Below are 26,781 nucleotides of genomic sequence, written 5' to 3'. Positions count from 1 at the left end.
GATTAAAAAGTCCTTTGCTTTGCGACCTCTTTATAAGTTTCAAACACATCACCCACTTGAATATCATTATAATTTTCCAACATAATTCCGCATTCAAACCCTTTTTGCACTTCTCTTGCATCATCTTTGAATCTTTTAAGCGAGGCAATATTGCCTGTGTGGATTACTACGCCATTGCGGATTAAGCGGACTTTGATACCTCTTTGTATTACCCCATCGCTAACAAAACAACCCGCAATAGTTCCAACTTTTGCAATATTAAATGTTTCCCTTACTTCAGCTTGTCCGGTATTTTCTTCTTCAAAGACTGGAGAGAGTAAGCCACCAAGTAAGGCTTTAATGTCATCAATAAGCGCATAAATAATCGAGTAAGTTTTAATCTCAATTCCAAGCTCCTTGGCTTTATTTTTTACGCTACCTGTAGGGCGCACATTGAAGCCTAAAATCACACAATTGCTACTTGCAGCAGCTAGTGTAATATCACTTTCGGTGATTCCACCCACACCTTTGTGGATAATATTGACTTTTACTTCTTCGTTTTGGAGTTTTTCTAGGCTACCTTTAATGGCTTCTAAACTTCCTTGTGTGTCTGTTTTGATGATAACAGGTAGATTTTTTAGTTGTCCTTGTGCTACCATAGAGCTAAGCTCATCAAAAGAAACTTTTGTTGAATGTGAAAGTTCTTTTTGTCGCAAGTGTGTAGCTCGTTTTTGTGCATAATCGCGCGCGATATTATCATTTTCTACTGCTAAGAGAACAGAACCAGCAGGTGGAACTTCATTTAATCCAGTGATTACACCCACTCCAGAAGGAGCAATGGTGGTGATATTTTTGCCTAAATCATCGCTGATTGCTCTAACTCTTCCATAGGCTGTATCAGCAATAATGCTATCGCCTATTTTGAGTGTTCCATTTTGCACGATGAGAGTAGCAACAGGTCCTTTACCTTTTTCTAAGCTACTTTCAATGACAACAGCGCGAGCAGGTTTGTTTGGATTGGCTTTTAGTTCTAAGATTTCAGCTTGGAGTAAAATAGTCTCTAATAAATCATCAATCCCTTCACCTGTTCTGGCAGAAATATGTACAAATTCATATTCACCTCCCCACTCTAGCGGAGTAAATCCAAGCTCGGCTGCTTCAGCTTTGACCTTATCAGTGTTAGCTTCAGGTTTATCAATTTTATTTACTGCAATGATAATAGGCGCATTTGCTGCTTTTGCGTGGTTTAGTGCTTCAATAGTTTGAGGCTTGATTCCATCATCAGCTGCAATAACAATAATGGCAATATCGGTTACTGAAGCACCCCTTGCACGCATTTCACTAAAAGCTTCGTGTCCTGGAGTGTCAATAAAAGTAATTTGCTTATTATTTTTAGTAATTGTGTAAGCTCCGATGTGTTGCGTGATTCCACCTGCTTCTCCTGAAGCAATTTTGGTATTTCTAATGTAATCAAGCAATGAAGTTTTACCATGGTCGACATGCCCCATAATAGTAACTACTGGAGCGCGCTCTATAAGGTCTTTAGAATCATCTTCATCTTCATGAAGTTGTGTGTAGTCAAGCTCTTGAGCTGTATTTTGTAGCTCAATTTGGATTCCAAATTCTTCAGCCAGAATCTCAATAGCATCTTTTTCTAAAAAGTCATTTTTTGTTACCATCATTCCAAGACTAAAGAGAACTTTAATCACATCGCCTGTGCTACGACCAATTTTTTCTGCAAACTCATAAGCTCTAATTTCTTCTGGAATAGTAACAACGCCTTGCACAACTTCTTGTGTTTTTTGTGGTTTTGGTGCTTTTTTACGACTTGATCGGCGTGTGCTACCTTGCTCCATAAAAGGATTGTGGCGTTGAATCTTGATTCGCTCTGTGGTGGCTTTTTTCTCATTTTCTTCTTCATCCATATCCACTTCATCTTGAACACTTAGATCAAATAAAATAATCCCTTCTTCTTCATCTTCATCAGAATTTTGGAATTCACGATTATCTAATAAATCCATTTTATGCTGATTTTGCTTTTTAGAAACAAGTGAAGCCTTTTCTTTTTTCTTTCTTTTTTCCCTTTTTTCAGAATGTTCATTATCTAGATTACCTAATAAATCTTGTAAAGTTTTGGCAGGTTCTTTCTTGTCTTCTTGGGATTTAACTAGTTCTTCTTGGGTTTCGTTTTTTGGATTATTTTTTTTGACAATACGCAAACCCGTGCGCTTGATTGTTGAGTTATCTTGTGTGTTTATTGTTGTGGATTGAGCTTCATTTGTAGGTGTAGTTTCTTTTGGAGATTCTAGAGTTTTTGTGATTTCTATATTTTCTTTTGGAGTAACTTCTTTGGTTTTTTTCTCTTTTGAGGTTGAGGTTTCTTTGGCGGTTTTGGTAGTGGTTTTAGCTGTTGCTTTAGTAGTGGTTTTTTTGGTGCTTGATTCTCTGGTGGTTTTTTTAGTCTTTGTTTCTTCTTTTGTTGTTTTAGCTTCGGTTTTTACTGCTTTGGTTTCTATACTTTTGCCCGATAAAACATAATTGTATAATTCTTCTGCTTGTTCGGTTGTTACGGCACTAGAAGCGGTTTTTGCTTCAAATCCTAACTCTTGTGCTTTTTGTAGAATCTCTTTGCTGGGTTTCCCAATTTCTTTAGCGATTTGACTAATGCGGATTTTCTCCATTATATAAAAATCTCCTTTAATGATTCTTGTAAAATTTCTTTGTGTTTTTTGTCGATTTTGCAAACTCTAGCGATAGAATTGAAAAGTTTTGGGTTATTTTGGCAATTTTTGCAAATATAAAAACTTCTCCCTTGCCCATTAAAAAGACTAAGCTTTAAATCTCTATACTGCAAACGGATAAGTTGCTTTTGCTCAAATCTTTCCCTGCAAACCACACACATTCTAATTGGATTAGACATAAAAACTCTTATTATAACAAACTAGAACTTAAATTCATCATCAAAAACTACCCCAAAGTTATCAAATTTTAAGGACAAAACCTTTAACCTTGAGAATTTATCACTAAGAACTTTTTTGAGAGTTTGCGTGTCTTCTTTAAAGCAGAGATTAAAAAATGTTGAACCACTTCCTGATAGGGTGCTCATTAAAGCTCCATTATTTAGTGCGGTTTTTTGCACTTCAAAAAGAATGGGAATCTGCTTCATTCTAAAAAATTGATGGAATCTATCCATACTTGCCTCCCTTAATAAGTCCCATTTTTCTTCAAAAAATGCACTAGCTAAAAGTGTGGAGTGCGAAAGATTAAAAATAGCATCTTTTTGGGAGTATTTTTGGGGGAGAGTTTTGCGCGATAAATGCGTGGATATGGATTGATTGGGTATTACAATAACTGCTTCAATGCTACTTGGTAGATTTTTTTTGATAAAACGCACTTGATTGCGAGAAAGCATACAAGCATTAAACCCTCCCATGCAAGCAGGAGTGATATTGTCTGGATGGGATTCATAACGCAGTGCAATATCAAGAATCTTTTGCTTATCTAGTGGAATTTGTGCAACTTTAAAAGCAGCACTAATAGCACCAATAATAACAGCTGAACTACTTCCTAAACCCCTTGAAATAGGGATTGAATTTTCAAAAGTGAATTTAAAAGGAATGGTCTGTCCAATAAGTTTTTTAAGTTGCTCATTAAAAATCTTAACAAAAACATTATCAATTCGTAATTTTGGATTTTTAGAACCTTCTCCATGGATTTGGATAGAAGCAAACTTGGAGGGCTTTAAGCTAAAATAGTTATAAAGCTCTAAAGCAAGTCCTAAGCTATCAAATCCTGGTCCTAAATTAGCACTTGTGGCAGGAACGCGTAATAGCATTAAAATCCTTTTTAATCTAAATTAGCAAATTTTAAAGTGAATTCCACTTCACCCTTGCCAACTCGTAATTCTTTAGCAATTGAATCAACACTCCAACCATCTTTATACATTGAAATAATCCTTCCCTCATCAATGTTGGTTGGATTGCTTGGAGTGTAGGCAAACTCTTTAATTCTTTCTTCTAAAATAATTGTTTTATTGTCTATTTTTTCTTGGTAATCCCTCCATTCTTCTTGAAGTGTTTGTAAGGTGGATTTGAGTGGAGAGATTTGTGCAAAAAGATTGGAATCAAGGACATTTTTCATCTCTAAGCGCGTTTCTTGATAGATTTGCTGTTTGAGCGATTGTTGAAATTTTTCTAAGTGATTCTCATAATCTTTTAACTTTTTTTGTAGGCGATAGACTTCTTTGTTTAGTTCTTCAATAGAATGTCCATAGCGATTAAAACGCTTAGTATTTTCTCTTTCTTTAAAGTAAAGATAAAGCGCAAAAAGGATAAAAACTGCTGCAATTCCAATCACAATCCAAAGCATAATATTTTCATCATTAAGCATTATTAACCCCTTTGCTGGATCTAATAGAGCGAATAAGTGCCCTTTCTTTTGAAGCAACATAACTATCCCATTCATTTTCATCGCGTGCGTGAATTTTTTCTACCAATGCTAAATTTGTGTTAAAAATAAAATAAATAGGAATAATGCGAGTGGGGAAAGTGGGTAATTCTACTCTACCATAATAAAGTGTATTTTCTTGTAAAGTAGAATCCTTTATTCTAAAGCAACTATGTCCAATGGTGGTAATTAGCCCTTCATTACTTAAAGGAACATAAGTTTTAGTCTCGCCTTGAATCTTGTGTTCTAATAATTCAATCTTGCGATAAATTTCAACCAAAAGCTCTAAAACAATCGTGTTTTCATTGTCAAAGTTTCCCTTTTTGGCGCGCATTAAACGCAACCATTCTCCTATTGGATCTTCATCACTTTGAGTGAGTTTATTAAATTCAATGGCAAACTCTTCTGCATTGCTGTGTGCAGTGTCATAATGAATTTTAAGAGCGGTATTAATTAAGCGACTTTTTTCCATTTTAATTCCTAAAAATCAAATCTAAAATACAAAAACCAAAAAATACGATTCCTAAATAACCATTGACAACAAAAAAAGCCTTGGGGATATTTTGAAAATTCCTTGAAACTAGGAATTGTTCATAACCAAGTGCTATTGTTGAAACCAAAAGTCCAATCCACATAAAAACACCAGAATCTGAACTAATAATATATAATGCCCAAAAAAATAGTGTTAAAAGATGAAAAAACCTCGAAATCCAAAGTGTATTTTGCACCCCAAAAGCACTTGGGATAGAATATAAGCCTTCTTTTTTATCGTGTTCAATATCTTGCAGGGCATAAAGCAAATCAAATCCTGCCACCCAAAATAAAACACCACAGCAAAGCCAAACACTCCATAGTGGAATCTCTCCACTAACAGCAGCTACCCCAGCAATAGGTGCTAATCCAAGTGAAAGTCCTAAAACCAAATGTGCTGCTGAGGTTAATCGCTTCATCAAAGAATAGCTTGCTAAAATAAGCAGAATCGGAAAAGAAAGATAAAAACACAAAGGATTAATAAGCCAACCCATAAAAATAAAAATTAACGCGTTCATTAAAATAAAAATAAGCATCGCAAAAGGCGAGATTCTGCCATCTACACTTGGGCGGTTCTTGGTGCGTGGATTTGTGCTATCAAACTTTCTATCTGCATAGCGATTAAATGCCATTGCAAAATTCCTTGCACTAATGCTTGCAATTACACCAAATGCAAGCAGTTTCCAGCCAAACCAGCCCTGTGCAGCAGTTAGCATTGCAATGAAAATAAAGGGCATAGAAAAAATGCTATGCTGAAACATGACAAGTTCGCTAAAGTCTTTTATTTTTTGCAACACTACTTAACTCCCAAAGAAATAATCTTTTTAAAACCATCGCTGACTGATAAATCTGACATTCTTATATTATTTTTGTGGATTCTTAGGATAAAGCCTGAAGTGGGATTGGGAGTAGTGGGGATAAAAACCCAGTAATGCTCCCCATCTTCTTTGGTGATAAATCCCATAAGCTCCATATTTCCTACATCAACATAGGCTACACCCAAATAACCCTCTTTATTTTTTCCAGAAAAAATATTTAAAACTTCTTTGATTCCAGAATAAATGCTTTTGACCACAGGAATTTTGCCAATGATGATTTCTGTTATCCTAATGAGTAAAAATTCCTTATTTTTATCCACCAAATGCCCAATATAATAGAGCAAAGCAAGACTAATTGCGAAGATAAAAAGCGTAACGGCTAAATTTGCATTAGTGATTCCAAAAATAGAATAAAAAATCGCAGCGCAAAAGTCATAAACAAAAGAAAAAATCCAAAATAGCAATAAAAAGGGCAAAATAGCAAAAATCCCTTTGCTAATTTTTGAAATTAATTCATTCACAATCTTCCTTTGTATGGTTAAAATAATCTAGGAATTTTAACCGATTTTAGAAAAAAAACCAAATAGAATTTTTTAATGTGTAAAAATTGAATTTTATAATATTTTAAAATACAAAATAATGCCATATAAATAATAAATAAAATTAAGCAAAAAAAGTGCAAAAAAGGCATAGCGGTAGAAAATAGCTAGAATCGTTAGGAAATTGCAAAATAAACAAAAGAGAGTTTATACTCTCTTTTTATATTCCTCCCTCATTTAATTCCCTATATGCATCACAACCAAGTTGCAATCCAGAGTCGCAAGAAAGACCAAAATATTCTTTTGCCTTTTTTAAATCTTGTCTTACGCCATGTCCTTCGATATACATAAGCCCCAAATAAGCCTGAGCCTCAGCATCTCCCTGATTAGCTGCCTTACTATACCATTCAACTGCCTTTTTATAATCCTGTCTTGCACCTTGTCCTTCTGCATACATAACACCTAGATAAAATTGAGCTTTAGCATTTCCCTGCTTGGCTGCCTTACTATACCATTCAAATGCTTTTTTATAATCTTGTCTTACACCTTGTCCGTCTACATACATAAGACCTAGATAAAATTGCGCCTCAGCAAGTCCCTGCTCAGCTGCCTTGCTAAACCATTCAGCTGCCTTTTTATAATCTTGTTTTACGCCTTGTCCTTGGTAATACATAATACCTAGAAGAAATTGAGCCTCAGCATCTCCCTGTTTGGCTTTTGCTAGCACTTCATCAAATGAGCTATCAGAAGCGAAAGCTAAACTAACTAACATATAAAATAAAACAAATACCTTTTTCATTTTTACCCCCTGTGTTTGCAAAACATGATTAATTTAAAAAACTCAATGCTTTTACATCTGTGAATTTTAAATAAAAACACTAAAGTATTGTGTGCTATGCTATCAAAAATTCACTTGCTTGAAGCTTTATTGATTTTTGTTTTGGTAGTCAATATTTTTTGTCTCCAAAAATTGAATCTTATAATATTTGAAAATACGAAATAATGCCATATAAATAATAAATAAAATTAAGCAAAAAAAGCGCGAAAAAAGCATAGCGGTAGAAAATAGCTAGAATCGTTAGGAAATTGCAAAATATAAAAAGATAAAAGTTAGGTTGTAAAATAATCGTGTGTGTTTTTAGGCTAACCCACCACAAAAGCACAGAATCAAGCAATCCTCCAAAACCAATAAAATGTGCAATAAAAACAAAAGGATAATACAAGCTAAAAAGTGGAGTAAGCAGGATTGAGCTAAGGGAGAGTGGAGAAAAAGGCGGAAAGAAATAATAAACTACAATGCCCATAAGAAAAAAAGTGGAAATGTTAATGCTAAGACCATAAAGAAATTTTTGCAAAAAAGAATGCGGGATTTTAAAGTATTTAAAAAATAAAAAAATATATAAAACTCCAAGACAGGAAAAATAAAATCCGATTGAAAAAATCAAAGAAGGAAAAAAGGCAAGAAGGATTGCAATGCTCCAAAAAAATGATTCTAATCGCAAAATATCCAAGCCCCTAAAAAGCAAAAAAAATGCAATGCAAGACATAGCTAAAGCCCTAAGATAAGAGGGAGATTGTGTGAGCAGAAAATAATACCCAATTAGCAAAGACAAAACAATAACGCCTAAATCAAAATAGCGATTCCGATAGGGGAAATAGCGTTTGTGCAAGGGAGTGTAAATCCAGCCTAAGATTAAAAATCCCAAAGCACTTAGGATTCCAGTATGATAGCCAGAAATGGCAAAAATATGTGCGATTCCATAGCTTTGAGCTAGTTCTCTCCAAGGTAGCGGCAAGGGATCAGATAAAAAAAGCGAGAGATAGTATTCTCCCATTAAAAGCGTTTGGTGCTGTTGTAAAATAAAATCTCTAAGAGGCTTTCTAAAGTCTTCTTCTTGCAGCAAGGCAAGTTGAAAACTTGGTGCATAAAAGCCTTTGATAAAATCCCAAAAATTAACTTTTTCTAAGATAATCTTTAAAGAGACTTTTTTATTTTTTAGGTTTTTTAAATCCTCCCAAGAAGTTGTGTAAAATGTCCCAAAGTCGCTTTTTAACTTCAAAACAAAGTAGCGTTTTTGTCCTTTTGTTTTTTGGTATTGCAAAATAACACTAGCTTGAATTTGGGGAAATTTTTGGGATTTTAGGGTGTGGAATTGATAATATTTATAGCCTAATGTGCAAATTAACACACCAAGTAAAAAAAGAAAAAAAGCAAGGCGTTCTTTGTGATTAAGAAAGAGTGGAGGGCAGAGATTTTTCATCTACCCATAAAACTTAAAGTTTCCAAATAAAAACATCAATCTTGGAGTTTTCCAAAACATCTAATGCGAAAAAACTTACTTTTCCGCTAGTAGGAAGAGCAATGAGTGAAGCATTTTTGTTTTCAGCGACACTTAGAAGTCTAGTATAAGAAAGAATACCGCTATCAAGCACGACTTCATTTTTGTGTTCAGAGAAATTTTTGAGAAATTTCTTGGCTAATTCTTTGGTTTTATTTTCTGTATTTTGGTTGAAGTTTGAGATCTGCTCATCATTTGCGCCATAATGCCCAAGGCGGATTTCAAAAGGGCGACTAATCATGTGGTAGAAAATGAGATGTGCTGTAGGGAAGAATTTTTTAGCAACTTTGGCAAGCTTGCTAGAAGATTCGCTAAAGTCTGTGGGCGAAAAAATATTGGTGTAATCAGGTAGTGTTTCATTTTTGGCTACCAAAACCGGAATGGGTGATTTTTTGATAATTTGCTTTGTAACAGAACCTAGTAAAATATCGGTTAAATGTTGGGTTTCTCCTGTTGCACCTACGCATAATAAACGACATTCTCGATCTTTAATATGCCGATTGATTTCTTTGTAGATTGTGCCTACATAACAGAATTGTTGCATTTCAACTTCTGGATTTGGGAAATGGCTTGTAAGAAATTTTGCTAAGGCTTCTTTTCCTGCCTTTTTGTCTTTTTTGGGATTGTGAAATATAGAATACTCGACGACATGTATAATATCTAAAGTGTATTGAAGTTTTTTGGCTAAATAGATAGCTTTGGTGAGTGCCATTAGGCTTTTTTGTGAGAAGTCTGTTGCAACTGCGATTCTGTTTTTCATTTTGTTCCTTCTTATATTGATATCTGCAAATTATACCCCTATAACTTTAAAACAAAGAAAAAGATTGTAATTATAATTCTATTTCTTAGATAATTTGGCTATTTTTAGATAAGATAGTGTGAAAAGTTGAAACAAATATACAAAAGGATTTATTGGGTTAAAATTCCTCAATAAATCCACCACCTAAAACTTCATTGCCATCATATAAAACCAAGGCTTGACCATTGGCTATGCCATAGGCAGATTCTTTGAGATTGGCTGTGATAATATCTTGATTGCCATTATTTGTTAGTATAATTTGAGCAGGAATCTTATGGCTTTTGTAGCGGATTTTTACTTCGCAATCAAAAACCTTATTGTCTTGAAACCATTCTTTGGGCAGTGAGAGATTAAGAGCTTGGACCTTGTTGGTTGCTAGTTCTTCTTTACTGCCTGCGATAATGGTATTGTCTTGTGGATTAATTTTTAGCACATAATGAGGAGTGAGCGCGCCCTTAATGGTGAAGCCTTTGCGTTTGCCAATGGTGTATTGCATATAGCCTTTGTGAGTGCCAATTTTATTGCCTTTAGAATCAAGGACATCCCCTTTTTGCTCGGTTTTGTGATGTTTTTTTAAAATATCAATGTAAGAATTTTCAACAAAGCAAATTTCTTGAGAATCTTTGTAAGTCTCTAAGGTCCCAAGCCAAGGTAGTTCTTTTAAAGCAATAGGCTTGATTTCCTCTTTCTTTTTATCGCCCAGGGGAAAGATGATTTTTGAAATCCATTCTGGTTTTAAGCCAAAGAGAAAATAACTTTGATCTTTGTGAGTATCGACAGCTTGAGCGATTCTGCCGTTTTTAATTTGGGCATAATGTCCTGTTGCTACAAAATCACAACCCAAATCTTCTGCAAGCTTAAAAGCGATATTAAACTTTACATTTGGGTTGCACATTGCGCAAGGATTGGGAGTTAAGCCCTTTTTATAAGAATCAACAAAATAATCATAAACGCTTTTTTTGAAAAGTTCTCTTTCATCAATGATTTGATAAGGAATATTGAGGGATTGTGTGCATTTTTCAATATTTTTAGTATAGTAATCGTGCTTTTCTTCTTTGTTGTGGAGTTTAAGATAAATTCCATAAACGCTATAACCTTGTTTTTGTAATAAATAGGCACAATAGCTTGAATCAATTCCTCCACTCATTAATAATAAAACTTTTTTCATAATTTTTTCCTTAGTAATATTTATTTAAAAAGACTCTTTATTTGGAGGGATGGAATTATAGCCAAAAAGGCTTAAAAATAAGTTTTAAGCTAGATTTTTTGGAGTTTTTAAGATGATGAAACGATTATTTTCTAAAATGATAGGAAATTGCTCTTTAGTCTTTAGATTGATTAAAAAACATTCTTCGCCATTTTCAAGTTCATAGCGCTCTTTGGGGTAGAGAGAAAGTCGCCTTTGGACTTCCTCTAAATCTTCACATAAAGCGCTAAATCCAAACATTACAAGTTTGTATTCAAATTCTTCCATTACAAAGCCTTGATTCTTGCAACGCCACTATCAATAGCAGCTTGTGCTACAGCATTAGAGACAAATTCTTTGAGTCTCCAATCAAAAGGGGAGGGGATAATGTATTCTTTGCCAAATTCAAATTTTCTTTGGTGAATCTTTTCAAGTTCTATTTTTAGAGCTGGTGGTATCTCTTCTTGTGCAAGTTGTGCTAGGGCATTAGCAGCAGCAAGTTTCATTGATTCATTAATGCTTTTTGCGTGTGCTTTGAGCGCACCTTTAAAAATATAGGGGAAACCTAAAACATTGTTGATTTGATTGGGATAATCGCTTCTTCCTGTGGCAATAATCGCATCAGGGCGCACCTCTTTTATAAGTTTGGGTTCGATTTCTGGGGTTGGATTGCTCATAACAAAGATCATCGGATCTTTGTTCATTCCCTCTATGTCTTTTGCGCTTAAAATATCACCTCTTGATAAGCCAAGCACAACATCAGCGCCATCTAAAGCTTCTTTGTAAGTATCGATTTTTTTATCAACGATAAAATCTTTTTTGAAGCCATTAAGAGAATCTTTGCGGTGAGTGGTGATAGCACCTTTGCTATCAAACATAATAATTTCTTTTACACCAAGCTTTTGTGCGATTTTTGCACAAGCAATCGCCGCACCTCCTGCTCCTAAAACAACCACTTTTAAATCTGCAATATTCTTGTTGGCAATTTTTGCGCCATTGATAATCCCTGCTGCTGAAATAATTGCAGTTCCGTGTTGATCATCGTGCATAATAGGAATATCAAGAATCTCTTTGAGGCGATTTTCAATATAAAAACATTCAGGCGCTTTAATGTCTTCTAAATTAATTCCACCAAAAGTAGGGGCAATGGCTCTAACAATTTCAATGAATCTATCAGGATTAGTTTCATCAATTTCTATATCAAAGGCATTAATGTCGGCAAATTTTTTGAACAAAACCGCTTTTCCTTCCATAACTGGCTTTCCTGCGATAGCGCCAATATTACCTAATCCCAAAACAGCAGTGCCATTTGAAATAACAGCAACAAGATTACCTTTTGAAGTATAGTCATAAGCTAAATGAGGATCTTTTTGTATCTCTTTGCAAGGCACTGCCACGCCTGGGGAATAAGCAAGAGATAAATCGTGCTCATTTTCCACTTTAGTTCTTGGAATAACTTCGAGTTTTCCGCCTTGGTGATAGGGGAGCGAATCAGGATAGGTTTGTTTTAGATCTTCCATAGTATTTGCCTTAGTAGGTAAAATAAATACGGAATTTAAACAAAAAAGAGATAAAAGTGAATTTAAATGAAAGTAATTTTAAGCGTTTTGTTTAATTTATTGATTTAATTTTTGGATGAGAAGTTTTGCCATAGATTGTGTATTTTGATTCTTTGGTTTTGGTTTGAATGGTGAAATCTCCTTGGATTTCTTTTGTGTTAAGATTAGTGGTGATTTTTTGAGATTGGATTTTAAAATGCTTAGACTGCAAAGAGGTTCGGCTTTGGAGAATCTCATCTTGCAAAATAGTGTTATAAATATAACCATTAAAATTTTCTTTTGCGAAGTTTTGTTTGCTTTTTCTTTGGAGTTCTTGGAGTAGCGGCGTTGTTTGGAATGAAAGGCTGTGAATATCAAAATTAATATTATTAATTTGATCAACAAGATTGTTATTAAGGCTAAAATTACCTATTCCACTAAAATAGCGTGGAGCTTGATCAAAAAGAGTATAAATTTGACTAGAGGGGATTTGCTGGATTCTAAGTGTAAAGTTTTGTGGAGTTAGCATAAGTGAAAAAGGATTTTGGTTTTGATTATAATGAAGGGTGCCTTGGAGTTCAAAAGAATCTTTTGTGTGAATGCCTTGAGTGATTAAAGAGCCTTGAAGGGCAGTTTTATTGCGATATGAAAGATTTTGAAGTTTGGCAACTTCTAGTGTGGTTGGGAATTCAAATTTTAAAGGCTTTAAAGTTAAATTACCTTTTTGTGCTTGAAGTTTTAAGAAATTAGATTCTAAGAGATAATTAACAATGCCACTTCCATTAGCAAGTTCAATTTGTGAATGAAAAGTAAATTTAGTTGATGGGAATCCAATTTGTGTTTTTTCTTCTAAAAGAGGGCTATTGATAAAGAGATTTTGGCTGTTAAGTGAAATAATGCCTGAAATTCCTTGTGAGAAATCTCGCAAATCCACTTCCAAATCAACATTGCCCTCAAAATAGGGATTTTTGTTAAAAAGTAACAAAAGAGATTGAGCTTTTAGATTCTTTGAAGAGATTTTGAGAGTTTTTGGCTTAAGATCTCTTAGGTTGAGATTATAATTAAGAGGAGAGCTAGAAAGCTGTATTTCTCCATCTAAAAGCATATTTTTAAAATCTCCCTTAGCAATTCCCTTGGCATCAAAAGATCCATTGAGTGGAATTTTAAAAAAAGGTGAAAGGGGGGAGAGACTAGTGAGATTAATATTAAAATTTGTGTTAGTTGCAAGAGAGTGGATATTAGTAGCTCCCTTAATAAAGGCATCGCCGATAGTAGAATAGATTTTTAAATAATGTGTTAGAGTATTTTGTTGTAGAGTTGATTCAAGTTTTCCCATAAAGCTTGTGTTTGGAATTTCTAGGTTAAATTCAGATAAAAAAAGATTCTTATCTAATTTACCCCCTTCAATTTCCAAATCCAAAGTGCCATCAAAGGATTTTTGCAGATGAGTAAAATTAGCATTTAAAGAAATGATTCCATCACCATAGGGCTTTTCATTTAAAATTTCTAAAAGGGAAGCTAATGATCCATTGGTAAGATTAAGACTAATAGTTTGTGGTGATAAATAGTGAAGTGTGGCTGTTAAATTGCTGTGAGAAAGAAAGAGATTGCTTGAGGCATAAAGTGTGTAGTGGTTAAAATTTCCTTCAAAATTTCCTTCAATCCATTGATTATCTCCAAAAGATAGGGTTTTGTTATTAAAAAGGGTTTGAAAGCCTTTAGAGTTAATATAAAAATCCCCTTTTAGTGTTCGCAAAAAAAGTGAATAATCGCCTTTTACAAAAAGTTCGAGTTTGTCATCTTGGGAGCTAAATTCTAGCGCGATAGTGCTTGGTGTGAGTTTGAAGCTACGGCTTTTCCACTGCATTTGAGTGTGTGTTTCAAGCTTTGCTAAAATGGCATTTTTGATAAAATAATTCCCTATGGGAGAGAATATCAAGATTGCCAATATTAAAGCAACAAGAATCAAAGCAAAAAAGCTAAGAGAGATTTTTGAAGATAGGACTTTTTTCATAACCTGAAGTTTAGTAAAAAAATGGTTAAAAAGACTTTAACAAGGTAATTAGTTTATAGAATAATCCTTGTTTAATGCAATTTGGAGTAAAATCCCAAGAATTTTTATTTTTAAGGGAATGCAATGGATTATAAGGATACTTTAGAGCTACCTAACACGACTTTTCCAATGAGAGGAAATCTGCCTCAAAATGAGCCTAAAATTTATCAAGAATGGGGCAAGAGTGAGTATTATGAGAGAATTTTGAAAAATAGAGAAAATGCTAAAGAAAGCTTTAATCTACACGATGGACCACCTTATGCTAATGGACATTTGCATATTGGACACGCATTAAATAAAATCTTAAAAGATATTATCAATAAGTATCATTATTTTCAGGGTAAAAAGATTTTTTATACACCAGGTTGGGATTGCCATGGGTTGCCTATTGAGCAACAAGTAGAAAAGAAGCTAGGTAAAGAAAAAAAAGATTCTCTATCTAAAGGCAAGATTAGAGAGCTTTGTCGCAAACATGCACAAGAGTTTGTGGAGATACAAAAAAAAGAGTTTTTAGAACTTGGAACCTTGGGTGATTTTGAAAATCCTTATAAGACAATGGATTTTGCTTTTGAATCAGAGATTTATAAAGCTCTTTGCGAAGTGGCTAAAAAGGGATTATTAAAGGAGCGCAGTAAGCCTGTTTATTGGAGCTGGGCTTGTCAGACGGCTTTAGCGGAAGCAGAAGTGGAGTATGAAGAAAAAGAAAGTGATTCGGTTTTTGTTGCCTTTGCATTAAAGGAAGATGCATTAACTGCAATTGGTGCAAAAGAGATTGGATTAGATCAAGCTTATTGTGTGATTTGGACTACAACTCCTTGGACGCTTCCTGCTAATAGTGGTATTGCATTAAATCCAAATGAAACCTATGCTTTAACTAGTGATGGAAAAATTGTGTTGCATTCAGAAGTTGAGAAGCTATCAGCACTTAATGTGGTAGAAAACAAAGTTTTAAAAACTTTTGAAGCGCATATTTTAGAAAATACTCACGCTATCAATCCTTTAAATGGTAGAGATTCTAAAATTGTTTTAGGAGAACATGTCGCAAGTGGTGAGGGAAGTGGTTGTGTCCATACTGCCCCTGGACACGGAGAAGATGACTATTTTATTGGATTAAAATATGATTTGCCTATGTTAATGCCTGTTGATGATAAAGGCTGCTATGATGAAACCTTAATTAGAGAAAAATTATTTTTCAATCCTGATGAATTTGTGGGAAAATTTGTCTTTGATACACACCCAAGAATCTTTGAACTATTGGGAAAAAATTTGCTAAGACATACTAAGATTAGACATTCTTATCCCCATTGTTGGCGTTCTCATCAGCCTATTATTTTTAGGGCAACTCAGCAGTGGTTTATTGTGATGGATGAGCCTTTTAGTAAGGAAGGAAAAACTTTGCGAGAAGTAGCATTGGCTGAAATTGATAAAACAAAATTTTTCCCCGATCATGGTAGAAACAGAATTAGAACAATGATTGAGAATCGTCCTGATTGGTGCATTTCAAGGCAAAGAGATTGGGGTGTGCCTATTGCCTTTTTTAAAGATAAGCGTAGCGGAGAGGTGCTATTAGAGAGTGAAGTTTTAGATTTTGTTGCAGAAATTTTTGAAAAAGAGGGCTGTGATGCGTGGTGGAATAAGGAAGTTAAGGATTTATTGCCACAAAAATATCAAAAAGATTCTGAGTATTTTGAAAAAATCTATCATATTTTAGATGTTTGGTTTGATAGTGGAAGCACTTGGAAAGCAGTCTTACAAAGTAATCTATATAAAAGTGGCGGCTATCCTGCAAGTTTGTATTTGGAAGGAAGTGATCAGCATAGGGGTTGGTTCCATAGTTCCTTATTGGTTAGTTGTGCGGTTAATGAAAGAGCGCCTTATAAAGCGATTGTAACCCATGGTTTTACAATGGATGAGAAGGGCGAGAAAATGAGTAAATCTAAGGGTAATGTCATTGTTCCCAAAGAAGTTTTAAAAGAGTTTGGCAGTGAGATTTTGCGACTTTGGGTTGCAATGAGTGATTATCAAAATGATCAAAGAATCTCTAACAATATCTTAAAACAAGTGGGAGAGAATTACAGAAAGATTCGCAATACTATCCGATTTTTACTGGCTAATACTAATGGCTTAGAGAGTTTGGAAGTTACAAGTTTTAACCCCATTGATTTGTGGATTTTAAAAAGTGCTAGAGAGTGTTTTGAGAGAGTAAATATACTTTTTGGCGAGTATGAATTTTCAAAAGCGATTCAAGAATTAACTTATTTCCTTAACACTGAGCTTAGTGGAATTTATTTGGATATTTGTAAGGATAATTTATATTGTAATGCCCTTTCCTCCAAAGAACGCAGAGCTTCTCAAAGTGTAATGGCATTGATTTGTGGTAGGCTCTTTGGGCTTTTAGCGCCAATTTTTACCTATACAATTAATGAAGCTCTAAGCCACACACAAAGTAAGGCAGTTTTAGAATCTTGTGGAATTACAAAGGGTGGAGATGTTTTTGAGATTCTTTATACACCATTGCCAAGTTTTGAGGGTTTGCATTTAAATTTTGATGAATTGCTTGAATTGCGTGGAGTGTTTTTAGAGCAGATTGATATACTTAAAAAAGATGCGAAAATCAAATCTACTTTGGAAGTGGATTTGTCTGTTCCACAAAAAAAGATTGAATTTGCAGAGTTAAATCTATGGCTTATGGTAAGCAATGTGAGGAATGAAATAAAGGGTGAGGTGTTAGCAGAATTTACCTTTGGAGGAGAAAATTATAAGATTCTAAGAGCGCAAGGACATAAATGCCCTAGATGTTGGCAGTTTATCTCACAAAAAGCTAATGAGCCTTGTGGGCGATGCCAAAAGGTTTTGGAAGGACGATAATGTTTGAAGGCTTTTTTGACTTTAGTAAGCCTGTTGGGCTAGATGAAACTTGGGTTAGCATCTTTGTTGTTGTTTTTTTGATGTGGCTTGGATACAGGATTTTAAAACAAAAATCAAAGCGCTAAAGAAACGCAAAAATTTTTTACCATGAATACATTAAGCACTAATGCTTAATGTATTTTATAATGTTTTGGATTTTTTAAAGACATTAGGCTTGTTTTTAAGAAAAAATTAAATAAAAAATTATATAATTCCCTTTCTTAAAAGGCTTGATAGCTCAGTCGGTAGAGCAGGAGACTGAAAATCTCCGTGTCGGTGGTTCGATTCCGCCTCAAGCCACCACTTCATTTTTTATATTACTATAATTTTTTATTCTGACTTTTATCTCGTATATGGATTTCAAATTTTATTTAAACAATTCAGCATTATCGTAAAAAAGAAATAATTAATTTGCAAATTTTATGTTCATTTTATAAAAAAAAGATATGATTGCAAAGTAATTTTTGATAGAGGAGTAAATTTATGAAAAAGATTTTACTAAGTCTTGTATTAGCAACAGGTTATTTGATGGCAGCTGATGGTGCAACACTTTATAAAAAATGTATTGCCTGTCATGGTGTGAATGGGGAAAGAGTAGCGCCTGGCAGCAAAGGTGATGTTAAAATTGGTGGCATGGATAAGGCTGAACTTATTACACAATTAAAAGGCTATGCTGCTGGGACTGCTGATAATGGTGGTGCTAAGCAAATTATGTATGCAAATATGAAAAACTTTAAATTTACAGATGCGGATATCGAAGCGGTATCAGATTACATTTCAAAACTTCCAAAACCATAGTTTTATCCCCTTGCTTTTGGGGATAAGATATGGCATATCTACAGATTGATTCTCAACGTTTTTTTTCTAATTATCATCAAATCGCTCAGTTTATAGGGCAAGAAAATATCCATAAAATCGCAATTGTTCTAAAAGACAATGCCTATGGACATGGGCTAAAGGAAATAGCAAAACTTGCAAAAGAAGCTGAAATCACTACTTGTTTTGTAAAAAATGCTAAAGAAGCCTTAAAGATTGCTACAATGTTTTGGCATATCACAATACTTTATCCACAAAGTTTAGAGGATAAAGAAGCTTTGCAGGAATGTTTAAAAAGGGATAATATCTATTTTTGTGTGGCGAGTTTAGAAGCTTTGGAGCATTATCCTAAGCATACCAAGATTGAATTAGAGATTAATTCAGGAATGAATCGCAATGGCATTTGTCCGCAACAGCTAAACAAAGCATTTGAAATTATTATACAAAAAGATTTGGAGCTAATAGGTGTTTTTAGCCACAATGGCTTTGGAGATGACTTTGGTAGTGAATTTTATACACAAAATGATGAATTTTTGATGGTTAAAAAAAAGATTTTGGAATTATGCAATCAATATTCACTTAAAAAGCCGCGTTTTCATTTTTTTTCCTCTTCTGGGGCTTTGAGGGCGGTTAGATATAATGAAAGTCTGCCTTTAGAATTGCAAGATGACTTGTTTCGAATTGGAATTGCCTTTTATGGTTATTTGTGTCAAGATGCTAGATTTTGTGGATTAAATGTAAAACCCATTGCCTCTTTATGGGCTAAAAAAATCAGCACTTATTTTTTAAAAAAAGGGAGTAGAATCGGCTATGGTGGTGCCTCAGAAACAAAAGAAGATACTTTTGTCTCTAGTTATGATGTGGGTTATGGAGATGGTCTTTTTAGGTTAAAGGAAGGAATGGAATTAAAAACAAAAGAGGGATTTAAAATTTATCCAAGGTCTTCTATGGATTGCTTGAGTATTCAGGGGGATAGTGATGAATTGTGTATTTTTGAAGATGTAAGTCCTTGGGCGGAGGCTTTTGGGACGATTCCTTATGAGATTTTGGTGCATTTACAACCAACAATTCCTAAAAAGATAGTGTGAGATTAGTAGGAGTATTAAAATTTTGGTATGATTTTATAAAAATTTAGCGGTATAGAGGATAGGATTTTGAATTTTTGTTTTTTATTTGGTGGAAGCTCTTATGAGCACGAAATTAGTATTGTAAGCGCCATTGCTTTAAAAAAGCTTTTAGGCAATGTGGAACATTTTATTTTTTTAGATGATACGCATACTTTTTATTTGATACCAAAAGATAAGATGCAATCTAAATTTTTTAGTTCCAAAGAGTATTTAAAAGCGCCAAGAATCTACCCCAAAAACGGAGGATTTTACCAAAAAACATTATGGGGCGAAAAAAAGCTCCCTTTGCCTGTTGTGGTGAATTTGATTCATGGTGGTGATGGTGAAGATGGTGGAGTGGCTTCTTTGCTTGATTTTTATAGAATCAATTACATTGGTCCTAGAAATCCAGCGTGTGTTTTAAGTTTTGATAAAGAGCTTACTAAAATGTTGGCTGAAGAATGCGGAGTTTTAAGTCTGGATTATCAAATTACACATAAAGATTCTATTCCTAAAATCACCTTGCCTTTTCCGCTTATTATCAAGCCTGCAAGACTTGGAAGCTCCATAGGCATTTCTGTTGTTTATGAAGAAAAAGAATTGGAATATGCAATACAAGAGGCTTTTGAATATGATGATAAGGTTATCATAGAGCCTTTTATTGGTGGCATTAAAGAATATAATATTGCCGGCTATAAAAGCAAAGAGGGAATGCACTTTTCTTTTGTCGAAGAGCCACAAAAAAAAGAATTTTTAGATTTTGAGAAAAAATATTTGGATTTTTCACGCACAGAGAGTGCCAAAGAAGCAGAGATACCAGAATCATTAAAACAAACCTTGCAAGAAAATTTTACCAAGATTTATGGAAATTTGTTTGATGGCGCATTAATACGATGTGATTTCTTTGTTAAAGATAATCAATGCTTCCTCAATGAGATTAATCCGATACCTGGAAGTTTGGCTAATTATCTTTTTGTAGATTTTAGAAGTGCCCTAGAAGAGTTAAGTAGAAATTTACCCAAACCAAGAGAAATTAAAGTGGGCTATGAATTTTTACATAAAATTCAATTTGCAAAGGGCAAATAGTGGCGCAAAAAAGTATTCTTTACAAGAATCAAAACTTTGATATTTCTTTTGAGATTGCGAATTTTCATCTGCCAAAAACTTTGATTTTTTTGCATGGTTGGGGATCTAATAAGGCTTTGATGAAGCAAGTTTTTTTTGAGAGTTTTAAGGAATTTCGGCATTTATATATTGATATGCCTGGATTTGGGAAATCAAAAAATCCTCCATTTAGTTTGGATACAAAAGATTATGCGGCAATTTTAAGCATTTTATTAAATGAAATGAAAATAGATGAATTTAGTATAGTTGGACATAGTTTTGGGGGAAAAGTTGGGGTTTTATTAAATCCAAAAGAATTGATTTTGTTAAGTAGCGCGGGAATCTTAAAGAAAAAAAGCCTAAAAGTGCGAATGAAAATTGCACTAAGTAAAAAGCTAAACCGGATTTCTCCAGCTTTGGGTCAAATATTTAGCCAGATTCTGCGGTCGCGTGATGTATCTGGAATGAGCCAAGTAATGTATGAGACTTTTAAAAAGGTCGTGGATGAGGACTTTAGTGGAATTTTTGAAAATTTCAAGAATCAAGCCTTTATTTTTTGGGGTAAAGAAGATAATATTACTCCTTTGGATTGTGGAGAGAAGATTCACAGCTTAATAAAAAAATCATATTTTTTTTCTTTAGCAGGAGATCACTATTTTTTCTTAAAACAAGCCCAAAAAATTGAAGAACTCTATCTTAAAGCAAAATCAATTTGAGATCATATTTATTTTTATTTTGTTAAAATTGTGTAATTTTATAAAGTAAGGATTGTTTTTGCAGAATATTGATGTTTTTATGATGATGAGTCGATGGGTTTTTCTCATTGCGCTTGGATATTATGTGATTATTAACCTTCAATGGTATCATTATAGGCTTTCACGCGTTTTGTTTAAGCATCATAAGCAGCGATGGCACTTTTTTTATTTTTTAGTGCCGGTGCTTTATTTTGTTTTTATCCCAGAAAATGTTTATTTTTATTTTGGTTTTTATTTATATATTTTTGTATTGATTATTTGGGCATTACGCCTAAGTAAAGGATTGGTGCTAACTGGGAGAGTTTTGCGATTTTTTGGACTTTATTTGATTTTTGTTCTTTTTAATGAGCTTTTGCTTTTTGGAAGCGAATCTTCTCCTTTGATGCGTGTTGTGTATCTTTTGCCTTTGATTATTTCTGTATTTTTGTCTTCTTTGGTAGAGGGGATTTTACTTAGTCGTTATAAAAAGATTGCCATAGAAACTTTAAAAAGTATGCCAAATCTTACTATTATCGCTGTTACAGGAAGTTATGGCAAAACAAGCTTAAAGAATTTTTTGGTGCAGGTTTTGCAAGATGAGTTTAAAGTCTATGCCACTCCAAGAAGTGTCAATACTTTAACGGGAATTATAGCAGACATTAATCAAAACCTTTCCTCTTTAACAGATATTTATATTGTAGAGGCAGGAGCAAGGAGAATTGGAGATATTAAGGAAATTGTGGATTTAATCAATCCACAAATTGCAGTGATAGGCAAAATTGGTCCAGCTCATATTGAGTATTTTAAAAGTTTGGATAATATTTATAAAGCAAAATATGAAATTCTTCAAAGCCCAAATTTACAAAAAGTTTATAATTATAAAGACAATACACCGCCACAAAATTTTTATGGTGATATAACTTGGTATCCTCAAAATATTTCCAATGTTGATGCAACTTTGGAGGGGACTAGTTTTTCTTTGGCTTATAATGGTGAAAAAATGGATTTTGAAACTAAGATTCTAGGTGCTTTTAATGTTGCAAATATTAGCGCGGCGATTCAAGTTGCAAGGGATTTTGGAATCTCAAGTGAAAAAATCATTAGACAAGTTTGTCGAATGGAAGGGGTTAGCCATCGCCTAAGTAAAGTTATGGTTAATGATAAAGTGATTTTAGATGATAGCTATAACGGAAATTTAGATGGAATGTTAGAAGCCATTAGACTTTCTTCTTTGTATGATGGTAGAAGGGTTATTGTTACTCCTGGGTTAGTGGAGAGTTCTAAGGAGAACAATATTGCTTTGGCAGAGGCTATTGATAGAGTGTTTGATATAGTAATTATTACAGGAGAACTTAATTCTAAGGTATTAAAAGAGCATATTCATAGACCACAAAAAATTATTTTAAAAGATAAGATAAATATGGAAAATATTTTAAAATCCGCAACAATGGCTGGAGATTTAATTCTTTTTGCCAATGATGCACCAAGTTATATTTAGGGGAAATAATGGAGCATTTATACGCGCCTTGGAGGAGTGGATATTTTAGGGAAAAGCAAAAGGAAGGTTGCATCTTTTGTAACATTTCTCAAACTCCTCATTTGGATTTGCAGAATCGTGTTTTTTATCGCGATGAGAGTTTGTTTTGCGTGATGAATAAATTCCCCTATACTCCAGGACATTTTTTGATCGTTCCACATTTTCATACGCATTCTCCAGAATTTTTAGAAGAATATTTGTGGTTAAATTTGCAAAAATGTGCAAGAAAAGGGATTGGTCTGCTTAAAGAATTTGGTGCTCAAGGGATTAATTTGGGTATGAATTTAGAGCAAGCAGGTGGAGCAGGGATTCCAGAGCATATTCATTTACATTTGTTACCGCGTTATGTTGGGGATACAAACTTTTTTACAACTATTGGTGATTGTAGGGCTTATGGTGTGGATTTTGACGAAATTTTTCAAAAAATTAGAGAGTTATCATTGAAGCATTTTAAGAATCAACAAGGCAATCAATGAGCATTATTTTGCTTTGATGATTGCTTTGAAATCTTGCTTTATTTCTCTTAAAGTTTCTATTTCATTTTCTCCCAAGTTAGATTGTAAAATCTTGCCAAGATAGACTAAACCATTAAAGGGTGGTTGTTTGCCATAAAAAATCCCGATGTTTCCCCATGGAGAAAAGTAGAAAAAATCTCCAATTTGTGGATTATAATTTGGCGTATTTTTAACACTTAGGTTGCATGGTAAATGAGCTACCTTTTCTTTGTTTGCGTAATCACTAAATTCTAACTCCAAAGGAAGTTGTTTAATGAGTTCCTTTGAAGCGATATTTTCTTCTAATTCAATGTATAAAGTTTTCTCTTTTTGTTTAGTCTCATTGATAATTTCCATTGTAATGATCATTTTGTTTCCTTGAATATAGGTAGAATCAGCATAGACAAAACAAAGACATAATATTCCAAAAAGATACCCAAATCTCACTAATCTCACCGCAAATTCTCTTTAAAAAATTCTGTGATTTTAGCAAAAGGGATTTTGTCTAGATTGTCATATAAATCAACATGATTGGCATCTTTAATAATCATTAGTTCCTTATTGTCTCCTTTGAGTTTTTTGAATGCATCTTCAGTGAAATATCTGCTATGTGCTCTATCGCCGTGAATCATTAATACAGGGGTATTAATCTCATCGCTATATGCTAAAATGGGCATATTAATAAGGGAAAGTGAGGAAGTGAGATTCCAATTGCCATTTGAATTAATGGAACGAGGGTGGAAACCTCTCTCTTTATTTTTATAATAGTTATAATAATCTTGAATGAATTGCGGTTCATCTCCATTTAATTTTTCAGGCAAACCTATTGCTTTTGCATAAGTGTTGTTTTTGAAATCTTTTGTGCGTTGTTCATTAAGCGTTCTTTTGAGTTCTAGTCTTGCTTTTGAATCTATTGAGTCATTATAGCCTTTTGCATTGATTCTTGTCATATCATACATTGTAGAAGTTACTGTTGCTTTGATTCGTGTATCTATAGCTGCGGCATTAAGGGCAAATCCACCAAAGCCACAGATTCCTAAAATACCTATTTTGTTAGAATCCACTTTTAAATAGTTAGATAGAAAATCCACAGCAGCACTAAAATCTTCTGTATTAATATCAGGTGAAGCGACATTTTGAGGTAAGTTTTTGTTTTCTAGAGCACTTTCACCTGTAAAAGATGGATCAAATGCCAAAGTAATAAAGCCTTGTTCGCTTAAGGTTTGTGCATATAATCCAGAAGCTTGTTCTTTGACTGCTCCAAATGGACCACTAATTGCAATGGCAGGAAGTTTTGCATCTTTTGATATATTTTTGGGTATATAGAGATCTCCAACTAAAGTAATACCATAGCGATTTTTGAAAGTAACCTTTTGTATTTCTACATTATTGCTTTTGGGAAAGGTTTTATCCCATTGTGTTTGTGTGTTTGCTTGTGCCATAGCTGCATCTCCTAAGATTGAAAGTATTCCTAAAAGAAATATTTTAAAGAATAGGTGATTCATATAAACCTCCAAAATAAACTTGCAAAATAAAATGACAGAATCTATACAACAAAGTTTGTGCTAAAAAATGCATTTTCAATATTTTTTGATTCTAAAAAAGTATTATAAAAGATGAGAGTTACTCTAAGTCAAGAGAAAAGCACTAAAATTTTAAAAATATTATAAAATTACTTTTTGGCTTTATTAATATCCCCAGCTAAATTGTGTCGCGTTTTTATTGAATGTTTTGATAGTTTTTATTTCCTCTTTAGTTAAATTAAAATTGAAAATATCTATATTTTCTTGCATATGTTCCTTTTTGGATGCCTTTGGAATAGTCACAATGCCTTGTTGTGTAAAAAAACGCAAGACAATTTGTGCTATGCTCTTGTTGTATTTGTGGGCGATTTTTTCTAAGGCAGAATCATTAAAAAAAACATTTTTATTTTTTGAGACTTTACCTGCTATAAAAGGACTCCAAGATTCTAAAATTGTTCCATAGGGTTTCATTGTTTGAAGCAATGCTGCTTGTTGATAATAGATATGTGTCTCACATTGATTGATTGCAGGAGGTATCTCGCAGGTTTTGATAAACTCTTTAAAAGCGTGGAGTGTAAAGTTGGAGATTCCAATAGCTTTGAGTTTTCCTTCTTTATAATAAGTTTCCATGGCTTTATACATTTCTTTGGCTTTTGGATAGGGCTCATGGATTAAGATTAAATCAATATAGCTAGAATTTAGAGATTTAAGGCTAGTCTCTATCCCCTTTTTTGCTTCTTGAAAATTCATATTGTTAGATAGCTTAGTTGTAATAAAGAAATCTTCTCGTTTGATTCCCATTTTATCAATAGCTTCTCTTATTGCTGTGCCGACTTTGTGCTCATTTCCATACATTTGTGCCGTATCAAAGAGGCGATATCCATAGCTAATGGCTTCCAAAATTGTATGGCTGTCATTGATAGAGTATGTGCCAAATCCTAAAATTGGCATTTTTATTCCGTTGTTTAGGGTTACATATTGCATTATTGTTGATTGCATAGTTATTTTCCTTGTCTATTAATTAATGTGAATCAATTTAAATCTCAAAGAGATTATTGCTTTGGTTGAATTAGCTTTTTGTCGTGTTAATTGATTTTGATAATTGTATTATAAAAGATGAGAGTTACTCTAAGTCAAGATACTTGGTTCTATTAATATTAGAATAATTATAATTTGCAAGATAGGGTAGTTTTTGTAGGGATAAATGCTATAATTTTAAGTTTAATGAATATTATCGTAAGGAGAATTTTATGATGTTGAATCCTGATTTAGCAAAATTGCTTTTAAGACTTTGTGTGGGTGGGCTTATGCTGTTTCATGGTGTGTTTAAAATATTTAGTGGTGCAGATATTTATGTGGGTATGCTGGAATCAAAAGGATTACCTGGGATTATGGCATATGGAGTTTATGTTGGAGAAGTTTTGGCGCCCCTTTTGATACTTGTAGGCTACCAAGTGCGAATTGCAGCTTTGCTTGTTGCTTTTACGATGGTTATGGCTATTTATTTGGTCTATGGATTTGAGATTTTTGCGCTTGATTCTTATGGTGGTTGGGTTATTGAACATCAACTCTTGTATATTTTGCCTTGCCTTGCCTTGTTTTTTATGGGTGGAGGAAAATATGCGTTTTTTAAAAAAGAAGAAAAAATTAAGGCTTAAATTTTAATATTTAAGCTTATTTTGTAGTGAGATTTGTCCCTATAAAATTTCTCCCTAATTCCTTGCAGCACTCTAACACACTAAAGCTTCCTGCTGCTGGATCGCACACTAAATCCCCTATATTGGTGCAAGATTCTATAAGGGTTTTTTGCAAGGTTTTTGGTTTGCTATGAGGGTGTGTTTTTAGCTCGTTTTGTGGAATTTTTTCACTACACACATCGCGGATATTATGGAGTTTCCAAGTCCCCCTTGCTTTAATAGGCTTTTTTTGCACGATAAGTAGATATTCGCTTTGTTTTCTTGTGCGGTAGCCCATACCCATTTTCATTTTATCCCAAGTGATAAGATCCACAATCTCTAAAGATGTAGAATCTAGCCAAGGTCTCACGCCCTCACACAGATGAAATTTATCAATCCATAGCATAAGATAGCGACTAGGCTTTAAAACTCGGCTAATTTCTTGGATAAAATGTATAATCGTTGATTCAGACATTTGCACCAAGACACTACGCCCCTTTTGTCGCTCACCCTCATTGCCATAGCACATTTTATCTAGCACACCACGATATTGTGGATCAAAAAAACATAAATCAATACTACAATCCTCCAAACTTTGGAGTAATTCTAAGCCATCAATGGTGAGTTTGGTGTTTATCAGATCCAACATTATCAAA

Annotated in this window: 27 protein-coding genes and 1 tRNA gene; 10 read left to right on the top strand and 18 right to left on the bottom strand. The window is 33.7% G+C overall.

Annotation, left to right across the window (positions count from 1 at the left end; translation table 11 throughout):
* Positions 1-2 precede the first annotated feature (2 nt).
* From infB to CCY98_RS04610, 14 genes are all read right to left on the bottom strand, one after another.
* Complete coding sequence (gene infB / locus CCY98_RS04675; protein ID WP_112057428.1) at positions 3-2,660, bottom strand: translation initiation factor IF-2; 2,658 nt, start codon at positions 2,658-2,660, stop codon at positions 3-5.
* Positions 2,660-2,899: a DUF448 domain-containing protein gene (locus tag CCY98_RS04670; RefSeq protein WP_112057427.1), complete on the bottom strand. Its 240-nt coding sequence runs from the start codon at positions 2,897-2,899 to the stop codon at positions 2,660-2,662. The genes infB and CCY98_RS04670 overlap by 1 nt, the downstream gene beginning before the upstream one ends.
* 21 nt (positions 2,900-2,920) lie before the next feature.
* Entirely contained in the window at positions 2,921-3,814 is an 894-nt protein-coding gene (thrB, locus tag CCY98_RS04665) for a homoserine kinase (protein WP_112057426.1), read from the bottom strand.
* 11 nt (positions 3,815-3,825) lie between these two features.
* Positions 3,826-4,368 (bottom strand): hypothetical protein, encoded by a 543-nt coding sequence (locus CCY98_RS04660; protein ID WP_112057425.1) that lies wholly within the window; start codon positions 4,366-4,368, stop codon positions 3,826-3,828.
* A complete protein-coding gene (locus tag CCY98_RS04655; protein ID WP_112057424.1) occupies positions 4,361-4,897 on the bottom strand; it encodes a hypothetical protein in 537 nt (178 codons plus the stop codon). The genes CCY98_RS04660 and CCY98_RS04655 overlap by 8 nt, the downstream gene beginning before the upstream one ends.
* Before the next feature lies 1 nt (position 4,898).
* Positions 4,899-5,753, bottom strand: a complete 855-nt coding sequence (gene mqnP / locus CCY98_RS04650; RefSeq protein WP_112057423.1) for a menaquinone biosynthesis prenyltransferase MqnP — start codon at positions 5,751-5,753, stop codon at positions 4,899-4,901.
* Entirely contained in the window at positions 5,753-6,295 is a 543-nt protein-coding gene (locus CCY98_RS04645; protein WP_112057422.1) for a DUF502 domain-containing protein, read from the bottom strand. Before CCY98_RS04645 ends, mqnP begins: the two co-directional genes overlap by 1 nt.
* A 238-nt stretch (positions 6,296-6,533) precedes the next feature.
* The gene (locus CCY98_RS04640) at positions 6,534-7,112 is read right to left on the bottom strand and encodes a tetratricopeptide repeat protein (RefSeq protein ID WP_112057421.1); all 579 of its coding nucleotides are present in this window, start codon (positions 7,110-7,112) and stop codon (positions 6,534-6,536) included.
* A 178-nt stretch (positions 7,113-7,290) separates the two neighbouring features.
* Entirely contained in the window at positions 7,291-8,574 is a 1,284-nt protein-coding gene (locus CCY98_RS04635) for a ComEC/Rec2 family competence protein (protein ID WP_112057420.1), read from the bottom strand.
* Positions 8,575-8,587: 13 nt separating this feature from the next.
* Entirely contained in the window at positions 8,588-9,412 is an 825-nt protein-coding gene (locus CCY98_RS04630; RefSeq protein WP_112057419.1) for a universal stress protein, read from the bottom strand.
* Positions 9,413-9,569: 157 nt separating this feature from the next.
* On the bottom strand, positions 9,570-10,619 hold the full coding sequence (mnmA, locus tag CCY98_RS04625; protein WP_112057418.1) for a tRNA 2-thiouridine(34) synthase MnmA: 1,050 nt from the start codon (positions 10,617-10,619) through the stop codon (positions 9,570-9,572).
* An 84-nt stretch (positions 10,620-10,703) separates the two neighbouring features.
* Positions 10,704-10,925: a hypothetical protein gene (locus tag CCY98_RS04620; protein WP_112057417.1), complete on the bottom strand. Its 222-nt coding sequence runs from the start codon at positions 10,923-10,925 to the stop codon at positions 10,704-10,706.
* Entirely contained in the window at positions 10,925-12,157 is a 1,233-nt protein-coding gene (locus tag CCY98_RS04615) for a malic enzyme-like NAD(P)-binding protein (protein WP_112057416.1), read from the bottom strand. Before CCY98_RS04615 ends, CCY98_RS04620 begins: the two co-directional genes overlap by 1 nt.
* Before the next feature lie 91 nt (positions 12,158-12,248).
* On the bottom strand, positions 12,249-14,189 hold the full coding sequence (locus tag CCY98_RS04610) for a hypothetical protein (RefSeq protein WP_112057415.1): 1,941 nt from the start codon (positions 14,187-14,189) through the stop codon (positions 12,249-12,251).
* 123 nt (positions 14,190-14,312) lie between these two features.
* On the opposite strand from CCY98_RS04610, the gene ileS reads away from it, so the two are divergent.
* The 9 genes from ileS (at position 14,313) to CCY98_RS04570 (ending at position 22,908) form a co-directional block, all read left to right on the top strand.
* Positions 14,313-17,096, top strand: a complete 2,784-nt coding sequence (ileS, locus tag CCY98_RS04605; protein ID WP_112057414.1) for an isoleucine--tRNA ligase — start codon at positions 14,313-14,315, stop codon at positions 17,094-17,096.
* Complete coding sequence (locus tag CCY98_RS08600; protein ID WP_258438814.1) at positions 17,096-17,221, top strand: hypothetical protein; 126 nt, start codon at positions 17,096-17,098, stop codon at positions 17,219-17,221. Before ileS ends, CCY98_RS08600 begins: the two co-directional genes overlap by 1 nt.
* 141 nt (positions 17,222-17,362) lie before the next feature.
* Positions 17,363-17,438, top strand: a tRNA-Phe gene (locus tag CCY98_RS04600).
* A gap of 180 nt (positions 17,439-17,618) precedes the next feature.
* Complete coding sequence (locus CCY98_RS04595; protein WP_112057413.1) at positions 17,619-17,933, top strand: c-type cytochrome; 315 nt, start codon at positions 17,619-17,621, stop codon at positions 17,931-17,933.
* Between the two features lie 29 nt (positions 17,934-17,962).
* The gene (locus CCY98_RS04590; RefSeq protein ID WP_112057412.1) at positions 17,963-19,039 is read left to right on the top strand and encodes an alanine racemase; all 1,077 of its coding nucleotides are present in this window, start codon (positions 17,963-17,965) and stop codon (positions 19,037-19,039) included.
* A 66-nt stretch (positions 19,040-19,105) separates the two neighbouring features.
* Positions 19,106-20,143 (top strand): D-alanine--D-alanine ligase, encoded by a 1,038-nt coding sequence (locus CCY98_RS04585; protein ID WP_112057411.1) that lies wholly within the window; start codon positions 19,106-19,108, stop codon positions 20,141-20,143.
* Positions 20,143-20,877, top strand: a complete 735-nt coding sequence (locus CCY98_RS04580) for an alpha/beta hydrolase (RefSeq protein ID WP_112057410.1) — start codon at positions 20,143-20,145, stop codon at positions 20,875-20,877. Before CCY98_RS04585 ends, CCY98_RS04580 begins: the two co-directional genes overlap by 1 nt.
* Before the next feature lie 58 nt (positions 20,878-20,935).
* On the top strand, positions 20,936-22,393 hold the full coding sequence (gene murF, locus CCY98_RS04575; protein ID WP_181566544.1) for a UDP-N-acetylmuramoyl-tripeptide--D-alanyl-D-alanine ligase: 1,458 nt from the start codon (positions 20,936-20,938) through the stop codon (positions 22,391-22,393).
* 8 nt (positions 22,394-22,401) lie between these two features.
* Complete coding sequence (locus CCY98_RS04570; protein ID WP_112057409.1) at positions 22,402-22,908, top strand: HIT domain-containing protein; 507 nt, start codon at positions 22,402-22,404, stop codon at positions 22,906-22,908.
* A 3-nt stretch (positions 22,909-22,911) separates the two neighbouring features.
* On the opposite strand, the gene CCY98_RS04565 is transcribed toward CCY98_RS04570, so the two are convergent.
* The 3 genes from CCY98_RS04565 to CCY98_RS04555 form a co-directional block, all read right to left on the bottom strand.
* Positions 22,912-23,295 (bottom strand): cyclophilin-like fold protein, encoded by a 384-nt coding sequence (locus CCY98_RS04565; RefSeq protein WP_258438790.1) that lies wholly within the window; start codon positions 23,293-23,295, stop codon positions 22,912-22,914.
* An 83-nt stretch (positions 23,296-23,378) separates the two neighbouring features.
* The gene (locus CCY98_RS04560; protein ID WP_112057407.1) at positions 23,379-24,431 is read right to left on the bottom strand and encodes an alpha/beta hydrolase; all 1,053 of its coding nucleotides are present in this window, start codon (positions 24,429-24,431) and stop codon (positions 23,379-23,381) included.
* A 183-nt stretch (positions 24,432-24,614) separates the two neighbouring features.
* Entirely contained in the window at positions 24,615-25,448 is an 834-nt protein-coding gene (locus CCY98_RS04555; protein ID WP_112057406.1) for an aldo/keto reductase, read from the bottom strand.
* Positions 25,449-25,699: 251 nt separating this feature from the next.
* On the opposite strand from CCY98_RS04555, the gene CCY98_RS04550 reads away from it, so the two are divergent.
* Entirely contained in the window at positions 25,700-26,107 is a 408-nt protein-coding gene (locus CCY98_RS04550; RefSeq protein WP_112057405.1) for a DoxX family protein, read from the top strand.
* Positions 26,108-26,123: 16 nt separating this feature from the next.
* Here the strand turns inward: CCY98_RS04550 and CCY98_RS04545 are convergent, their stop codons facing one another.
* The gene (locus tag CCY98_RS04545; protein WP_112057404.1) at positions 26,124-26,774 is read right to left on the bottom strand and encodes a DNA methyltransferase; all 651 of its coding nucleotides are present in this window, start codon (positions 26,772-26,774) and stop codon (positions 26,124-26,126) included.
* Positions 26,775-26,781 lie beyond the last annotated feature (7 nt).

It is taken from the genome of Helicobacter sp. 11-8110 (genome assembly GCF_003288905.1).
Lineage (GTDB): Bacteria > Campylobacterota > Campylobacteria > Campylobacterales > Helicobacteraceae > Helicobacter_D > Helicobacter_D colisuis.
The sequence above is the reverse complement of the archived record's forward strand: the minus strand, read 5'-3'. Positions and strand labels throughout refer to the sequence as shown.

Bases quoted from the DNA above. Each gene is read 5' to 3' on its own strand.
- infB (WP_112057428.1), bottom strand. From the start codon at position 2,660: ATGGAGAAAATCCGCATTAGTCAAATCGCTAAAGAAATTGGGAAACCC.
- CCY98_RS04670 (WP_112057427.1), bottom strand. From the start codon at position 2,899: ATGTCTAATCCAATTAGAATGTGTGTGGTTTGCAGGGAAAGATTTGAG.
- thrB (WP_112057426.1), bottom strand. From the start codon at position 3,814: ATGCTATTACGCGTTCCTGCCACAAGTGCTAATTTAGGACCAGGATTT.
- CCY98_RS04660 (WP_112057425.1), bottom strand. From the start codon at position 4,368: ATGCTTAATGATGAAAATATTATGCTTTGGATTGTGATTGGAATTGCA.
- CCY98_RS04655 (WP_112057424.1), bottom strand. From the start codon at position 4,897: ATGGAAAAAAGTCGCTTAATTAATACCGCTCTTAAAATTCATTATGAC.
- CCY98_RS04640 (WP_112057421.1), bottom strand. From the start codon at position 7,112: ATGAAAAAGGTATTTGTTTTATTTTATATGTTAGTTAGTTTAGCTTTC.
- CCY98_RS04635 (WP_112057420.1), bottom strand. From the start codon at position 8,574: ATGAAAAATCTCTGCCCTCCACTCTTTCTTAATCACAAAGAACGCCTT.
- CCY98_RS04630 (WP_112057419.1), bottom strand. From the start codon at position 9,412: ATGAAAAACAGAATCGCAGTTGCAACAGACTTCTCACAAAAAAGCCTA.
- mnmA (WP_112057418.1), bottom strand. From the start codon at position 10,619: ATGAAAAAAGTTTTATTATTAATGAGTGGAGGAATTGATTCAAGCTAT.
- CCY98_RS04620 (WP_112057417.1), bottom strand. From the start codon at position 10,925: ATGGAAGAATTTGAATACAAACTTGTAATGTTTGGATTTAGCGCTTTA.
- CCY98_RS04615 (WP_112057416.1), bottom strand. From the start codon at position 12,157: ATGGAAGATCTAAAACAAACCTATCCTGATTCGCTCCCCTATCACCAA.
- CCY98_RS04610 (WP_112057415.1), bottom strand. From the start codon at position 14,189: ATGAAAAAAGTCCTATCTTCAAAAATCTCTCTTAGCTTTTTTGCTTTG.
- ileS (WP_112057414.1), top strand. From the start codon at position 14,313: ATGGATTATAAGGATACTTTAGAGCTACCTAACACGACTTTTCCAATG.
- CCY98_RS08600 (WP_258438814.1), top strand. From the start codon at position 17,096: ATGTTTGAAGGCTTTTTTGACTTTAGTAAGCCTGTTGGGCTAGATGAA.
- CCY98_RS04595 (WP_112057413.1), top strand. From the start codon at position 17,619: ATGAAAAAGATTTTACTAAGTCTTGTATTAGCAACAGGTTATTTGATG.
- CCY98_RS04590 (WP_112057412.1), top strand. From the start codon at position 17,963: ATGGCATATCTACAGATTGATTCTCAACGTTTTTTTTCTAATTATCAT.
- CCY98_RS04570 (WP_112057409.1), top strand. From the start codon at position 22,402: ATGGAGCATTTATACGCGCCTTGGAGGAGTGGATATTTTAGGGAAAAG.
- CCY98_RS04565 (WP_258438790.1), bottom strand. From the start codon at position 23,295: ATGATCATTACAATGGAAATTATCAATGAGACTAAACAAAAAGAGAAA.
- CCY98_RS04560 (WP_112057407.1), bottom strand. From the start codon at position 24,431: ATGAATCACCTATTCTTTAAAATATTTCTTTTAGGAATACTTTCAATC.
- CCY98_RS04555 (WP_112057406.1), bottom strand. From the start codon at position 25,448: ATGCAATCAACAATAATGCAATATGTAACCCTAAACAACGGAATAAAA.
- CCY98_RS04550 (WP_112057405.1), top strand. From the start codon at position 25,700: ATGATGTTGAATCCTGATTTAGCAAAATTGCTTTTAAGACTTTGTGTG.
- CCY98_RS04545 (WP_112057404.1), bottom strand. From the start codon at position 26,774: ATGTTGGATCTGATAAACACCAAACTCACCATTGATGGCTTAGAATTA.